The sequence below is a fragment of the Mycobacterium sp. P2_H7 genome (assembly GCF_056403275.1).
This window is the reverse complement of the sequence record NZ_JBFUFU010000014.1, coordinates 134567-149653: the sequence shown is the minus strand read 5'-3', so window position 1 is coordinate 149653 and position 15087 is coordinate 134567. Positions and strand designations below refer to the sequence as shown.

Here is a 15087-nt window from a genome sequence, read left to right as displayed (position 1 = left end):
GCGCGCTTCCCCGCCATCGGCGCCCTCGTCACCTAATCTGGCCACACGATGGCGACCACGAAGACCACGCTCCACCGCGCTGCAGCCCTGGCTGCGGCGCTTTTCCTGGCTGCAGGACCGGCTCTGGCCCACGCCGAGCCAGGTCCGCCCGACCCGTGCCCCTTCAAGGTGAGCACCCCGCCCGCGGTCGACTCCTCCGAGGTCCCCAAGGCGGGCGACCCGCCGGCACCGCTGCCGGTGCCGGCCACCCCGTTGGGTGGTGACGCCATGGGCAACTGTGGGGTCGTCGTCGCGCCGGACACCCCACCGCTGCCCAATGACGTCTCCGCCGAGGCCTGGGTGGTGGCCGACCTGGACACCGGCGACATCATCGCCACCAAGGACCCGCACGGCCGGCACCGCCCCGCCAGCATCATCAAGGTGCTGATCGCCATGCAGGCGATCAACGAACTGCCGCTGAACCGTCAGGTCGTCGGCACCTCGGACGACGCCGCCGCCGAGGGCACCCGCGTCGGCGTCGACGAGGGCGGCCGTTACACCGTCAACGACCTGCTGCACGGTCTGCTGATGCACTCCGGCAATGACGCCGCGCACGCGCTGGCGGTTCAGGTCGGAGGCATGGATACGGCGCTGCAGAAGATCAACACGCTGGCCAACAAGCTGGGCGGCCGGGACACCCGCGCCGCCACCCCGTCCGGGCTGGACGGTCCGGGCATGAGCACGTCGGCGTACGACATCGCGCTGTTCTACCGCTACGCGTTCCAGAACGACACCTTCACCCGCGTCGTCGGCACCGAGAAGTACCCGTTCCCCGGGTACCCGGCCCGCCCCGGCGAGGACAACGACCATCCCGGCTACGACCTGGAGAACGACGTCAAACTGCTCTACAACTACCCCGGCGCGCTCGGTGGCAAGACCGGGTACACCGACGACGCCGGGCAGACCTTCGTCGGCGCAGCCAACCGGGACGGGCGGCGCCTGGTCGCGGTGCTGCTGCGCGGCACCCGCGAACCGATCGCGCCGTGGGAGCAGGCCGCGCATCTGCTGGACTACGGCTTCGCCACCGCACCGGGCACCAAGGTCGGCAAGCTGATCGAACCCGATCCCTCGTTGCTACCCAAGGCCAAATCGGACACTCCGGATGCGACCGCCGTGGCGGCCACCGCCCTGGCGCCCGCCGACGCCGTACCGGTGCGGGTCGGGGTGGGCCTGGTCGGCGGGATCATCGTGTTCGCACTGATCATGGTCGCCAGGTCGATGAATCGCCGCCCTCAGAGCTGAGCCGTCAGCCGGGACACCACCTCTGCCGCACCGAGTTCCGCCCGCACCTCACCGATTCCTCGACCGGCGTTGACCGCCGAGCCGCGCAGCACACGCTCGGGAATGGTTGCCGGCCAACGATATCCGGCGGCGAGATCGAATTCGCGGGTCAGTTCGGTCTCGGTGCCGGCCAGCAACTCGGCCCGGGCAGGCCGCGGCGTCAGCGCCTCGTGGCACACCGTGAACGCGGTGCCCACCCACACCCCCGCGGCCCCGGCCCCGAGTGCTGCGGCCACCGCCGGCGCCGAGCCGATGCCACCGGCCGCCAGCACCGGAACTTCCACGGCCGCAAGGACTTCTGGGAGGAGCATCCGCAATTCCAGGATCGGTTCGCCGTGGCCTCCGCCCTCGGCCCCACGGGCCACCAGTACGTCCACCCCCGCGGCCGCCGCACGCCGCGCCGCCGTCGGGTGCGCCACCTGGGTACAGACGCGGACACCGGTCGCGTGGGCGTCGGCCACCCACGACCAGTCGTCGCCGAAACTCACCGACAGCAGCGTCGGGCGCGCCGCGACCGCGATCTCGAAGAGCTCCGGCCGATCGGACATCACCCAGTGCACCAGCCCGATACCGAACGGACCGTCCCAGCCGCCCAATTCGGCCAGCTCCCGGCGCAGCGCGTCTGGGGTGGCAGCACTGCCCATCCCGATCATGCCCAGCCCACCGGCCCGCGACACCGCCGCGGCCAGCCGCCCGCCGGCCACACCACCCATCGGCGCATTGACGATCGGTACCCGGATACCGACCTGACCGGTCCAGTCGGCAGATGCGCTCATCAACGCCGAAACAGCCGCCAAACGCCCAGTGCTCCAATCGCTCCCGCCGCGAACGCGGCCGCGGCACCGGACACGCCGACCCCCTCGCGCACCTGTACCCGGGGGGCAATGGCCACCGGCCCGGGTGGCTCGACCGGCGTCAGCATCATGCTCTCGACGGACGTGGCCGCCCATGCGGTGGCGAACAGCACCAGGCGGGCAGTCACGTAGGCGAACACCATCAGGCCGAGAACAGGACCGAAGGTGGCGCCCGCCGGGCCATGCATCACCGAGCCCAGATAGATGGAGCCGACCTGCTTGAAAAGCTCGAACCCGACCGCCGCCAACAATCCGCCTTGCACGGAGCTACCGAAGGCAACCGGTTCGCGCGGCAGCCGGGCGATCATCCAGGTAAACAGCAGCCAGGTCACCAGCGCGGAGAGCAGCCATGAGACCACCGGCAGCACCACGGTCAGCCCCGGAACGTCATGCAAGCCGAGCCAATTCAGCACGCGCGTCATCACCGACTCGTTGGCCAGCGCGGTGAGGCCGATGGTGAGCACCATCGCCACGAACACCGATAGCAATGCCACCAGGTCCGACAGTTTGGTGCGGACGAAGCCGTCCGGTTCGGCGCGCTGCTCCCACATCTGGCTGAGTGCCTCGCGCAGGTTGGACATCCAGCCCAGGCCCGCCCACGCGGCGGTGGCGAGTCCGATGACTCCGACGGTTCCGCGGGAGGAGATCGCGGAGTCCATCAATTGCACCAGCTGCGTGCCGAAGTCGCCGGTCACGGTTTCCTTGATCCGCTGTTCGACATCTTCCATCAGCTGCGGCCGGTTGGCCAGCACGAAGCCGCCGGCAGCGAACCCGACCATCAGCAGCGGAAACAGCGCGAACACCGTGAAATACGTGATACCCGCGGCGTAGAAGTCGCCCTTGCGATCGTTGTAGCGCTCCTGGGCGCGCATCACACGGTCGAACCACGCGAACTTCACGCGCAGTCGCTCCAGTACACCCGGTTTGTCGTCCGGCTCCGCCATCGAGTCTTCTCCCCGGGGTGTCAGCGCGTCGGTCGCAGGAATCCCACCTTGTCATATACCCGCTGCAGCGTCTTTTCAGCCACTTCCCCCGCGCGCCGTGCGCCGGCAGCCAGCACGGCTTCGAGCTCGGCCGGATCGGCCAGCAGCTCGTCGACGCGATTCTTGATCGGCGTGACGAATTCCACTACGGCATCGGCTGTTTCGGACTTCAGATCACCGTAGCCACGCCCGGCGTAACCCTCGACGAGCTTGTCGATGTCGGTTCCCGTCACCGCCGACTGGATGGTCAGCAGGTTGGAGATGCCGGGCTTGTGCTCCCGATCGAACCGGATCTCACGTTCACTGTCGGTGACCGCCGACCGAATCTTCTTCGCAGTCTTCTTGGGATCATCGAGCAGATTGATCAGGCCGGCATCGGTGGCCGCCGACTTGCTCATCTTCGCGCTCGGATCCTGCAGGTCGTAGATCTTGGCGGTCGCCTTGGGAATGACGGCCTCCGGGATGACGAAGGTGCCCGGGAACCGGCTGTTGATGCGTTCGGCCACATCACGCGCGAGTTCCAGATGCTGACGCTGATCCTCGCCGACGGGCACCACGGCGGTGTCGTACAGCAGGACGTCGGCGGCCATCAACACCGGGTAGGTGAACAACCCGACGGTGGTCGAATCGGTGCCCTGCTTCTGGGACTTGTCCTTGAACTGCGTCATCCGGGAGGCCTGACCGAATCCGGTGAAGCATCCCAACACCCAGGCCAGTTCGGCGTGCGCGGGGACATGGCTCTGCACGAACACCGTCGCCTCGGCGGGATCCACCCCCAGCGCCAGATACTGCGCCGCCGTGGCCAGTGTGCGCTTGCGCAGCACCTCGGGCTCCTGCGCGACGGTGATGGCGTGCAGGTCGACGACGCAGAAATAGGCGTCATAGTCGTGCTGCAGGCTCACCCACTGATTGACCGCCCCGAGCGCGTTGCCGAGGTGCAGGGAGTCAGAGGTGGGCTGCGCGCCGGAGAAGACGACGTGCTTGGCTGGAGTGCTCATGATTCCTAGATTTTCGCACTGCCGTCATCCGAATTCCGCGCGGGTCAGCTGGGCGAGCACCCGCAGGAACGTGCGCCGGTCCGCCGCGTCCAGTTCGCCGAGCCACCTGTCCTCCCCCCGCTGGATGTCGGCCTGGGTGGCGTCCTTGACCCGCCGGCCTGCCGCGGTGATGGCCAGCAGCCGCACCCGGCGGTCGTCGGGATCGGCGTGGCGTTCGATGTAGCCGCGCTGCTGCAGCTCGTCAAGGGTCGGGATGATCCTGGACTTGTCCGCGCCGATCGCCTCGGCAAGGGCGGCCTGCGTACGCACGGGCGAGCCGTCGAGGGCGTTGAGCACCACGTAACCCCACATCGAGATGCCGTGCGCGGCCAGCACGGGTTCCTCGGCAGCCATGGTGTCGCGCAGCAGCGGCGCGAGCATTGCCGCCAGATCCGGACGCCGGGCCACCATCCGGTTATCGTAAGCGTTGCCATATCGTATGTGCTTGCATACGATATGCATATGCCTACGAATCCTGACCTCCGCTCCGTTCACCGCACCGCCGTGCTGGCCACCATCCCGGCGGCGTACTCAATCCGGCCCGACGATCTGCGTCGGCCCACGCCGTGCGCCGGCTGGGACCTGGTCGACCTGCTCGCACACATGACGGCGCAGCACCGCGGATTCGCCGCCGCGGCACGCGGCAACGGCGCCGACCCGTCCGTCTGGGACGTCGCGGCCGTACGCGACGCGGTGGCGCACTTCCCTGCCGACACCTACATCGAGGCCGCCGACGATGTGCTCGCGGCGTTCGCCGCCGACGGCGCCCTGACACAGCAGTTCGCGTTGCCCGACTTCGGCCCTGGCGCAACATTTCCCGGCGACATCGCCATCGGGTTCCACCTCGTCGACTACGTCGTGCACGGCTGGGACGTCGCCGCCGCCCTGCGCCTGGAGTACTCACTTCCCGACGATGTCATCGCCGCGACACTGCCACTGGCGCTGGCGATCCCGGACGGCGATTTCCGCGACGCGCCCGACGTGCCCTTCGGGCGGGCCCACAATGGCTCAGCGACAAACGATCTCGATCAGCTGCTACGCCACCTGGGCCGGGATCCTCAGTGGAATTCCACGGTCACCGGAGCATGATCGGACCACCGCAGCGCGTACAGGTCGGCCCGCTCGACGCGGGCGGACACGGCCCGCTCGGCAAGGTCCGGGTTCGCCAAGTGGTAGTCGATGCGCCAGCCCGCGTCGTTGTCGAAAGCCTTTCCGCGCCATGACCACCAGCTGTACGGGCCCGCGACATCCGGGTGCAGCCGGCGCACCACGTCGACCCAGCCGGTCGCCATCAGATCCGTCAGCCACTGCCGCTCGCTGGGCAGGAAACCCGCCTTCTTGACGTTGTTCTTCCAGGCCTTGATGTCGTTCTCGGTGTGGGCGATGTTCCAGTCGCCGCACAGCACGGCGTCGCGACCGTCGAGCAGCATCGCCGCCATCCGCGCCTCGACGGTCGCCATGAATCGTTCCTTTTCCAGCTGCCGGTCGGTTTCCGCCTCGCCGGTGGGCAGATAGACGCTGGCGACGGTCGCGCCTTCGGTGTCCACTTCGATATACCGGCCGTGTGCGGCGAACTCGTCGGACTCCAGCACCCGCACCGCAGTGAACGGCGTCCGGGACAGCACGGCAACACCGTTGCGGCCCTTCACGTGTGGCTCCGCGGATGCCAGGTGCCACTCGTCGGCCAGCGCGGGCGCCAGGGCGTCGCGAAGCTGCTCGTCGTCGGCTCGTGTCTCCTGCAGGCAGACGATGTCGGCGCTGGACGCCTTCAGCCAGGGCAGCAGCCCGAGGTTTTCGGCGGAGCGTTCCTTGACGGCGGCCCGGATGCCGTTGACGTTGACGGTGGTGACGATCACGCCAGCACAGTAATGGAGGGCTCCGACAGCTGTGTCGATCCCTACGCTCCAGCCCGCCGGTTATTGCGGTACCGCCGGTATCGCTTTAGGGTCGGGCGCTATGAGCGAACGCGCACCGATCCACTCCGGGTCGGGAGAGCCCATCCTGATGTTGCACCCCTTCCTGTGCTCGCAGAACGTATGGCGGACGGTAGCCGGTCAACTCGCCGACACCGGGCGCTTCGAGGTGCTGGCGCCCACCATGCTCGGCCACCACGGCGGCAGGCCGGCACACAGCTGGCTGCTCGAGACATCCGCCCTGGTCGACGACGTCGAGCGCCGGATGGACGAAATCGGCTGGCGCACCGCGCACATCGTCGGGAACTCACTGGGCGGATGGGTGGCCTTCGAACTGGAGCGCCGCGGCCGGGCCCGCACCCTGACCGGTATCGCGCCCGCCGGCGGGTGGAGCCAGCATTCCTTCACCAAGTACGAGACGGTGCTCAAGTTCATCCTCGGCGGACCTGCACTGGTGGCGGCGCGACTGCTCGGCCCGCGCATCCTCGACGTGCCGTTGGGCACCCGGATCGCGACCCTGCCCGTCAGCGGACCCGCCGACGGACCGAGCCGCGCCGACCTGGAATTACTCGCCGAGGACGCCACACACTGCACCGCCTACATCCAGCTTCTGGTGAAGACGCTGCGCCTGCCGGGCCTGTTGGAGCTGGCCGATGTCGGCGTGCCGACACACCTCGTGTTGTGCGAGAAGGACCGGGTGTTCCCGACGCCACGCGGCAACCGCTACTTCGTCGATCAGCTGCCGCGCGATGCCAGGGTGACCCGGCTGCCCCGCTACGGCCACATCCCGATGCTCGAAGCGCCGGGCCACGTCACCGAGTTGATCGCCGACTTCGTCGACGCGCACACCGAGCCCGAGAGGGCGGCGCCGCCGGCCGGATGAACTCGCGCCGAGACTACGGTTTCTCGCGCGAATTCACCCGAATCGCATCACAAACCGTAGTTTTGACGCCTAGCCCTGGCCCTAGCTCTTGGCGGCTTCCAGCGCGGCATTGAACGTCTTCGAGGGACGCATCACCGCGGCGGTCTTCTCCGGATCCGGGTAGTAGTAGCCGCCGATGTCGGCGTGCCCACCCTGCACCTCGTTGAGTTCGGCGACGATGGCGTCCTCGTTCTCCGCGAGAGTCTTGGCCAACGGGGCGAAGTGCGCGGCGAGGTCCTTGTCCGAGGTCTGCTCGGCCAGCTCCTGCGCCCAGAACAGGGACAGGTAGAACTGGCTGCCGCGGTTGTCCAGCTCGCCGGCCTTGCGCGACGGAGACTTGTTCTGGTCCAACAGCTTTCCGACAGCCGCATCGAGCGTGTCGGCAAGCAGCTTGGCCTTCGCGTTGTCGGTCTTGTTGCCCAGATCCTCCAGGCTGGCGCCGATGGCGAGGTACTCACCGAGGGAGTCCCACCGCAGGTGGTTCTCCTCGACCAACTGGCTGACGTGCTTGGGCGCCGAACCACCGGCTCCGGTCTCGTAGAGGCCACCACCGGCCATCAGCGGAACGATGGACAGCATCTTGGCGCTGGTGCCCAGTTCCAGGATCGGGAACAGGTCGGTCAGGTAGTCGCGCAGGATGTTGCCGGTTGCGGCGATGGTGTCCTGGCCGCGGATGACGCGCTCCAGCGTGTATCGCATGGCCCAGACCTGCGGCAGGATCGTGATGTCGAGGCCCTCGGTGTCCTCGTCCTTGAGGTAGGCCTTCACCTTCTTGCGGAGCTCGTTCTCGTGCGGACGCTCGTCGTCGAGCCAGAACACCGTGGTCATGCCGGACAACCGGGCCCGGTTGACGGCCAGCTTGACCCAGTCCCGGATGGCGGCGTCCTTGACGATCGGCATGCGCCAGATGTCGCCCTCTTCGACGTCCCACGAGAGCAGCACCTCGCCGGTGTCGATGTCGACGATGTCGGCGACGCCGTCCTCGGCGATCTCGAAGGTCTTGTCGTGGCTGCCGTACTCTTCGGCCTTCTGCGCCATCAGGCCCACGTTCGGGACGGTGCCCATGGTGGTCGGGTCGAAGTTCCCGTGCGTCTTACAGAAGTTGATCATCTCCTGGTAGATGCGGGAGAACGTCGACTCCGGGTTGACGGCCTTGGTGTCCTTGGTGCGTCCGTCGGCGCCGTACATCTTGCCGCCGAGGCGGATCATGGCCGGCATCGACGCATCGACGATGACGTCCGACGGCGAGTGGAAGTTGGAGATGCCCTTCGCCGAGTCGACCATCGCCAGCTCCGGCCGGTGCTCGTGGCAGGCGTGCAGGTCGGCGATGATCTCCTCGCGCTGCGACGCCGGCAGGCTCTCGATCTTCGCGTACAGATCCGAGAGGCCGTTGTTGACGTTGACGCCGAGCTCGTCGAACAGCGCGCCGTGCTTGGCGAACGCGTCCTTGTAGAAGACCTTCACCGCGTGCCCGAACACGATCGGGTGCGACACCTTCATCATCGTCGCCTTGACGTGCAGCGAGAACATGACGCCCGTCTTGTAGGCGTCCTCGATCTGCTCTTCGTAGAACTCGACGAGCGCCTTCTTGCTCATGTACATGCTGTCGATGACGTCGCCCGCGTCGAGCTTGACCTCGGGCTTGAGGACCTTCGGCTCCCCTCCCGTCGGCGTCAGCACCATCTTCACGCGGCGGTCCTTGTCCACGGTCAGCGACTTCTCGCCGTGGTAGAAGTCGCCGGTGCTCATGGTCGCGACGTGGGTGCGCGAGGCCTGCGACCACTTGCCCATGCTGTGCGGGTGCTTGCGGGCGTATTCCTTGACGGCATTGGGGGCGCGGCGGTCAGAGTTGCCCTCACGCAGCACCGGGTTGACCGCGCTGCCGAGGATCTTGGAGTAGCGCTCCTTGGTCTTGGCGTCACCCGGGTAATCCGGCAGGGCGTAGCCCTTGTCCTGCAGTTCCTTGATGGCCGCCAGCAGCTGGGGCACCGACGCGCTGATGTTGGGCAGCTTGATGATGTTGGCGCTGGCGTCCTGGGTCAGCTCACCGAGGGCGGCCAGGTTGTCGGACACCTTCTGCTCATCGGTCAGGTAGTCGCCGAATTCGGCCAGGATGCGCGCTGCGACGGAGATGTCGCTCGTCTTCACGTCGATACCGGCGGCGTCGGCGAAGGTGCGGATCACCGGAAGGAAGGCATACGTGGCCAGAAGCGGCGCTTCATCGGTCAGCGTGTAGATGATGGTCGGCTGCTGGGCGCTCATGGTTGTTCTTCCGGCCTCACTGTCGGTATCAGATATACGGCGTGCGACACGGGCCCCAAAAGCGACGTGCCCCTTGGTGTTGGGCGCCTTTTCCTTTGGCGTGTCACTGTCTTCTCGGGCCTACCAGGTTCTGGCGAGCCTCGACGGCAACACTACAAGGGCCGTGGCGGCCATGACGGGCCAACCTTCGCTACTGACCAGTAGCTTTTCGCCCGCCCCCAGCTGAGGCCTTTGCCCCATGTCAGCGGGTGCGCGGTGGGACACGCTCACAGAAGGCTCCCGACAAACCAGGTGGCCTACGGCCGATGTCGTGAGCTAGGCTTCGTATCGGTCATGAGTGCCAGCATCAGCCCCGGCTTGCTGGCCGGCAACCCTCCAACCGCGGTGGGGTGCTCCGGGTGAAGACCAGGTTGAGCAGTCGATAGGGCTGCCGGCAAGCGCGGGTCCGTACTGACGGGCCCCCAGACACAGTTGGAGGTTCGTTCGCCGTGAGCACACCAGAAGACCTGAGCGACAACTGGTCGTTCGAGACCAAGCAGGTGCACGCCGGCCAGTCCCCGGACTCCGCCACCAACGCGCGGGCCCTGCCGATCTACCAGACCACGTCCTACACCTTCGACAGCACCGATCACGCGGCCGCGCTGTTCGGGCTGGCCGAGCCCGGCAACATCTACACCCGGATCGGGAACCCGACCACCGACGTCATCGAACAGCGCGTCGCCGCGCTGGAGGGTGGCGTCGCCGCGCTGTTCCTGTCCTCCGGGCAGGCGGCCGCGACGTTCGCAATCCTGAACCTGGCCGCCGCGGGCGACCACATCGTGTCCTCCCCCAGGCTCTACGGCGGTACCTACAACCTGTTCCACTACACGCTGCCCAAGCTGGGCATCGACGTCAGCTTCGTCGAGGACCCGGACGACCTGGACTCCTGGCGGGCGGCCGTGCGGCCGAACACCAAGGCCGTCTTCGCCGAGACCATCTCCAACCCACAGATCGACGTGCTGGACATCCCCGGTGTCTCGGGCGTCGCCCATGACAACGGCGTGCCGCTGATCGTCGACAACACCATCGCCACCCCGTACCTGATCCAGCCGATCGCCCACGGTGCCGACATCGTCGTGCATTCGGCCACCAAATATCTGGGCGGGCACGGCTCGGCCATCGCCGGCGTCATCGTCGACGGCGGGAAGTTCGACTGGGCCGCCTCCGGACGCTTTCCGGGCTTCACCGAGCCGGATCCGAGCTATCACGGGGTGGTGTTCGCCGAGCTCGGCGCACCCGCTTACGCGCTCAAGGCCCGGGTGCAGCTGCTGCGCGATCTGGGCAGCGCCCTGTCGCCGTTCAATGCCTTCCTCATCGCGCAGGGACTGGAAACGCTGAGCCTGCGGGTGGAACGGCACGTGTCCAACGCGCTGCAGGTGGCCGAGTTCCTTGCCGGGCATCCCGACGTCACCTCGGTGAACTACGCGGGCCTGCCCACGTCACCGTGGTACGAACTGGGCCGCCGGATCGCCCCGAAGGGCACCGGCGCGGTGCTGGCCTTCGAGCTGGCCGGCGAGGGTCAGACGGGCGTCGAAAAAGGAAAGGCCTTCGTCGACGCATTGACGCTGCACAGCCACGTCGCCAATATCGGTGATGTGCGTTCACTGGTCATTCACCCGGCGTCGACCACGCATCAGCAGCTGAGCTCGCAGGAGCAGCTGTCCACCGGCGTCACGCCCGGCCTGGTGCGGCTCGCGGTCGGCATCGAGGGAATCGACGACATCCTGGCCGATCTGGAGCAGGGATTCGCCGCGGCTCGCCTGGTGAGCGCCAACACTGCGGCGGCAGTGTGACCGTGTCAGATACCCGCCCCGCTGTTTCTCTGCCGGCCGAAGGCGAAACCGGTCTCGTCGCCATCGGTTCGTTGACGCTGGAGAACGGCGCGGTGCTCGATGACGTGACCATCGCCGTGCAGCGCTGGGGCGAGCTGTCCCCGGAGCGCGACAACGTCGTGATGGTGCTGCACGCACTGACCGGCGACTCCCACGTCACCGGTGCGGCAGGTCCGGGGCATCCGACCCCGGGCTGGTGGGACGGCGTGGCCGGCCCGGGTGCACCCATCGACACCGACCGGTGGTGCGCCATCTCCACCAACGTGCTCGGCGGCTGCCGCGGCTCCACGGGCCCGAGTTCGCTGGCCCGCGACGGCCGGCCCTGGGGTTCGCGCTTCCCCGCCATCACGATCCGCGACCAGGTGAACGCCGACCTGGCGGCCCTGGCCGCACTCGGTATCACCCGGGTGGCCGCGGTGATCGGTGGCTCGATGGGCGGGGCCCGCGCGCTGGAGTGGATCGTCGGTCACCCCGACACGGTGCGCACCGCACTGGTGCTGGCCGTCGGCGCCCGCGCCACCGCCGACCAGATCGGCACGCAGAGCAGCCAGGTCGCGGCCATAACGGCCGATCCCGACTGGCAGGGCGGCGACTACCACGGCACCGGACGGGTCCCGAGCGCCGGGATGGAGATCGCCCGGCGGTTCGCGCACCTGACGTATCGCGGTGAGGCCGAACTGGATTCGCGGTTCCGCAACGACACGCAGAGTGACGACGACCCGCGGTTCGCCATCCAGAGCTATCTGGAGTACCAGGGCGAGAAGCTGGTGTCGCGATTCGACGCCGGCACCTATGTGGCGTTGTCCGACGCGCTGTCCAGCCACGACGTCGGTCGCGGCCGCGGCGGGGTGCCCGCGGCGCTGGAGTCCTGCCAGGTGCCGGTGATCGTCGGCGGCATCACCTCCGATCGCCTGTATCCCATTCGCCTGCAACAGGAGTTGGCCGATCTGCTGCCCGGCTGCGCGGGACTCAACGTCGTCGATTCCATCTACGGCCATGACGGGTTCCTGGTCGAGACGGACTCGGTGGGCGCCCTGATCCGGCAGACACTGAAGCTCGCGTCGCAGTGACCGAGTCCGCGCGGCCCCGGTCACTGTCCTTCGGGGAGGAAGCCGCGGCCTACGAACGCGGGCGACCGTCGTATCCGCCGGAGGCCATCGACTGGCTGCTGCCGCCGGGTGCACACACCGTGCTGGACCTCGGCGCGGGCACCGGCAAGCTGACGGTCCGACTCGCCGAACGGGGCCTCGACGTGATCGCCGTGGACCCGATCCAGGAGATGCTGGAGGTGCTCAGCGCCTCGCTGCCGGACACCCCGGCACTGCTGGGGACGGCCGAGGAGATTCCGCTGCCCGACGACAGCGTCGATTCGGTGCTGGTGGCTCAGGCCTGGCACTGGTTCGACGCCGAGCGTGCGGTGCGGGAGATCGCCCGGGTGCTGCGTCCCGGCGGTCGCCTCGGCCTGGTGTGGAACACCCGTGACGAGCGGATGGGCTGGGTCAAGGATCTGGGCCGGATCATCGGCCACGAGGACCATGCGCTCGAGCAACAGGTGAGCCTGCCCGAGCCGTTCGCCGTCGTCGAGCGCGCGCTTTTCGAGTGGACCAGTTACCTGACCCCGCAGGCGCTCATCGACCTGGTGGCCTCGCGAAGTTACTGCATCACCTCACCCACCGAGGTGCGCACACGCACCCTGGACCAGGTGCGCGAACTCCTGAAAACCCATCCGGCGCTGGCGAATACGACCGGTTTGGCGTTGCCCTATGTGACGGTGGGCATCCGGGCGACGCTGGGCTGAGCGCACCAGCGCGTCAGGGCGGCCGCCAGTCCCTGGGCGGCCTCATCATCGGCGGCGTCCGTGGCCCAGGCCACGTAGCCGTCGGGCCGGATGAGCAGTGCCGCAGGCGCTTCCGGACAGCTGCCGGTCACCACGTCGACCCGGTCCGGCAATTCCGGGGTGGTCAGCGCCCCGCCGGACAGATCCAGCAGCACCGGGCGGGCGTCGTGCAGCAGGTCGGCGACGCGCCTGCCGTCGTCGAGCGTGATGTCAGGGACGAGCCGGCCTGCCCACGGATGATCGTCGCCGACGTCATAGCGGACGTCCGAGCCGGCCAGCAGGTGCGCGAGATGTTCGGTGACCTCGGGCTGACGCGCCAGCTCGCCGAAAAGTGTTCGCAGCGCGCCGACTTCGGGCCCGGGCGCCGCGAGGGCCAACTGGGCCATGGAGTGCATCATCACCCGCTCCCCCACCGGGTAGCGCTCGCTGTGATAGGTGTCCAGCAGCTCCTCGGGCGCCCGTCCCGCCAGGACGTCGGCCAGTTTCCAGCCGAGGTTGACGGCGTCCTGCAGGCCCAGGTTCAGTCCGGGACCACCCATCGGCGAGTGCACGTGCGCCGCATCGCCGAGCAGCAGGACCCGTCCGACGCGGTAGAGCTCGGCCTGGCGCGAGTTGAGGCCGTCGAGCCTGCGCAGCGCATGCGCCCCAACCTTTCTCGGCGCTTCCAGCGGAACGTCCACGCCGACGATGCGCCGCAGACTCTCGCGCACCTCGTCCAGCGATATCGGCCCGTCCTGACTGCCGACCGCGCGGCCGTATTCGATGGTGCCGATCAGCGGCCGGTCCGGCTCGAGCGGGAAGACAACGATGCTCCCGTTCTCGAATCGGCTGTTGCCGAAGGGAAGCAGGCCGAATCCCGGCAGGTCGTAGCCGCGGCCCGGGACGAGCAGTTCCTCGGGGATGTACACATGCGCGAGCCGGCTGACGACATCCGAGGTGTGCCCCGGGAAGCCGACACCGAGGTTCTTGCGCACCATGCTGCGACCGCCGTCGGCCCCCACCAAGTAGTCGGCGGTCAGTTCGGAGGACTCCTGGGCTGCCCGCACTGTCACGCGCACCTCGTGCTCGGCCGCCGCGAAGCCCACCACTTCGTGCCCCCACCGGATGTCCACCCCGAGGTCGCGGGCCCGCTTTTCCAGCAGCCGGACCAACCGGGGCTGCTGCAGCAGCAGCGCGTACATCGGATTGTCGTGCAGCCCTAGGAAACTCAACGGCAGGCCGGCAAACATCCAGCCGTAGGCGGGCCGGGGCGGCCCGTCGTCGCCACCGAAGGCGTGGTACAGACCCCGCATGTCGAGCTGTCGGATCACCTGTCCGACAAGACCATTGGCCTTGGGTTCGGCGCTCGGTCCGGGCAGTTTGTCCAGCACCACCGGGCGGATACCGCCCAGCGCGAGCTCGCAGGCCAGCATCAGTCCGTTCGGTCCGGCCCCGACGATCACCACCTGCTCAGCCATGGCGCGTCAGCCCGTCCGCGACGGCGGCGAAACCCTGGCGTAGCAGATCCGGGAAGGCCACCGGTGGATCGGCTTTGGTGTAGGCGTCCGCGGCGGCGTCACCGACGGCGTGCACGACGCCGGCGACCAGTCGCGGGTACATGTCGCGGTCCGGGTCGGTGCCGGTGCGTTCGGCGATCACCGCGATCCATTCTTCGATCAGCGCACGCCCTACCGCGCCGCGGATCTCCTGACTCATCAACAACTTTCGCACCTCGACGAGTTCCTCGCGGGTGGGCAGGCCGTCTTCGGCGCCCACTTCGGCGAAGTCCTGCTCCAGTGGGATGAGGACCGACTCGGTGATCGCCGTCCACAGCGGTTCGGCTGCCGGGCGGTCCCGTAGCTCGGCGATGCTGCGCCGCAGACGTTCGGTCTGCCGATAGGCCAGCGCCTCGTACTTGCCGGTGAAGTAGTTGTTGAAGGTGCGCAGTGAGACACCGGCCACCCGGGCAATGTCCTCCCGGGTCACGTTCTCGACACCGTGCTGGAAGGTCAGCGCCAATGCGGCATCGCTGAGGGCCTTGCGGGTGTCGGCTTTCTTCCGTTCACGCAATCCGGACATGACAGCCACGCTAAGCGATTTTTGCCTAGC

At 68.0% G+C, this 15087-nt stretch carries 14 protein-coding genes and 1 riboswitch; of the genes, 6 read left to right on the top strand and 8 right to left on the bottom strand.

Features of this window, described 5'->3' with window-relative positions; genetic code table 11:
- Nucleotides 1-48: 48 nt before the first annotated feature.
- Nucleotides 49-1281: a D-alanyl-D-alanine carboxypeptidase family protein gene (locus AC1DY7_RS22155; protein WP_477495870.1), complete on the top strand. Its 1233-nt coding sequence runs from the start codon at nt 49-51 to the stop codon at nt 1279-1281.
- On the opposite strand, the gene AC1DY7_RS22150 is transcribed toward AC1DY7_RS22155, so the two are convergent.
- From AC1DY7_RS22150 to AC1DY7_RS22135, 4 genes are read right to left on the bottom strand one after another with little or no spacing between them, the layout of a single operon-like run.
- Nucleotides 1272-2096, bottom strand: a complete 825-nt coding sequence (locus tag AC1DY7_RS22150; RefSeq protein WP_477495869.1) for a nitronate monooxygenase — start codon at nt 2094-2096, stop codon at nt 1272-1274. The genes AC1DY7_RS22155 and AC1DY7_RS22150 overlap by 10 nt on opposite strands.
- On the bottom strand, nt 2096-3118 hold the full coding sequence (yhjD, locus tag AC1DY7_RS22145; protein ID WP_477495868.1) for an inner membrane protein YhjD: 1023 nt from the start codon (nt 3116-3118) through the stop codon (nt 2096-2098). The genes AC1DY7_RS22150 and yhjD overlap by 1 nt, the downstream gene beginning before the upstream one ends.
- A gap of 20 nt (nt 3119-3138) precedes the next feature.
- Entirely contained in the window at nt 3139-4155 is a 1017-nt protein-coding gene (gene trpS / locus AC1DY7_RS22140; RefSeq protein WP_477495867.1) for a tryptophan--tRNA ligase, read from the bottom strand.
- A 24-nt stretch (nt 4156-4179) separates the two neighbouring features.
- On the bottom strand, nt 4180-4605 hold the full coding sequence (locus AC1DY7_RS22135) for a MarR family winged helix-turn-helix transcriptional regulator (protein ID WP_477495866.1): 426 nt from the start codon (nt 4603-4605) through the stop codon (nt 4180-4182).
- A gap of 51 nt (nt 4606-4656) precedes the next feature.
- Between AC1DY7_RS22135 and AC1DY7_RS22130 the strand changes: the two genes are divergently transcribed.
- The gene (locus AC1DY7_RS22130; RefSeq protein WP_477495865.1) at nt 4657-5283 is read left to right on the top strand and encodes a TIGR03086 family metal-binding protein; all 627 of its coding nucleotides are present in this window, start codon (nt 4657-4659) and stop codon (nt 5281-5283) included.
- Here AC1DY7_RS22130 and AC1DY7_RS22125 read toward each other — a convergent pair.
- Complete coding sequence (locus tag AC1DY7_RS22125; RefSeq protein WP_477495864.1) at nt 5253-6050, bottom strand: exodeoxyribonuclease III; 798 nt, start codon at nt 6048-6050, stop codon at nt 5253-5255. The two genes, AC1DY7_RS22130 and AC1DY7_RS22125, sit on opposite strands and share 31 nt — an antisense overlap.
- A gap of 100 nt (nt 6051-6150) precedes the next feature.
- Here AC1DY7_RS22125 and AC1DY7_RS22120 point away from each other — a divergent pair, with 100 nt between their 5' ends.
- The gene (locus tag AC1DY7_RS22120) at nt 6151-6990 is read left to right on the top strand and encodes an alpha/beta fold hydrolase (RefSeq protein ID WP_477495863.1); all 840 of its coding nucleotides are present in this window, start codon (nt 6151-6153) and stop codon (nt 6988-6990) included.
- A gap of 81 nt (nt 6991-7071) precedes the next feature.
- On the opposite strand, the gene AC1DY7_RS22115 is transcribed toward AC1DY7_RS22120, so the two are convergent.
- Nucleotides 7072-9291, bottom strand: coding sequence for an NADP-dependent isocitrate dehydrogenase (locus AC1DY7_RS22115; protein ID WP_477495862.1), 2220 nt, complete (start codon nt 9289-9291; stop codon nt 7072-7074).
- A gap of 329 nt (nt 9292-9620) precedes the next feature.
- Nucleotides 9621-9737: riboswitch (SAM riboswitch) on the top strand.
- A gap of 42 nt (nt 9738-9779) precedes the next feature.
- Here AC1DY7_RS22115 and AC1DY7_RS22110 point away from each other — a divergent pair.
- The 3 genes from AC1DY7_RS22110 to AC1DY7_RS22100 are packed head-to-tail and all read left to right on the top strand — an operon-like array spanning nt 9780 to nt 12960.
- Complete coding sequence (locus AC1DY7_RS22110; RefSeq protein WP_477495861.1) at nt 9780-11123, top strand: bifunctional o-acetylhomoserine/o-acetylserine sulfhydrylase; 1344 nt, start codon at nt 9780-9782, stop codon at nt 11121-11123.
- Nucleotides 11120-12232: a homoserine O-acetyltransferase MetX gene (gene metX, locus AC1DY7_RS22105; protein WP_477495860.1), complete on the top strand. Its 1113-nt coding sequence runs from the start codon at nt 11120-11122 to the stop codon at nt 12230-12232. Before AC1DY7_RS22110 ends, metX begins: the two co-directional genes overlap by 4 nt.
- Nucleotides 12229-12960 (top strand): class I SAM-dependent methyltransferase, encoded by a 732-nt coding sequence (locus tag AC1DY7_RS22100; protein WP_477495859.1) that lies wholly within the window; start codon nt 12229-12231, stop codon nt 12958-12960. The genes metX and AC1DY7_RS22100 overlap by 4 nt, the downstream gene beginning before the upstream one ends.
- On the opposite strand, the gene AC1DY7_RS22095 is transcribed toward AC1DY7_RS22100, so the two are convergent.
- Together AC1DY7_RS22095 and AC1DY7_RS22090 are read right to left on the bottom strand one after the other, a co-directional pair.
- A complete protein-coding gene (locus tag AC1DY7_RS22095) occupies nt 12924-14456 on the bottom strand; it encodes an FAD-dependent monooxygenase (protein ID WP_477495858.1) in 1533 nt (510 codons plus the stop codon). The two genes, AC1DY7_RS22100 and AC1DY7_RS22095, sit on opposite strands and share 37 nt — an antisense overlap.
- Nucleotides 14449-15057: a TetR/AcrR family transcriptional regulator gene (locus AC1DY7_RS22090; RefSeq protein WP_477495857.1), complete on the bottom strand. Its 609-nt coding sequence runs from the start codon at nt 15055-15057 to the stop codon at nt 14449-14451. Before AC1DY7_RS22090 ends, AC1DY7_RS22095 begins: the two co-directional genes overlap by 8 nt.
- Nucleotides 15058-15087: the final 30 nt, after the last annotated feature.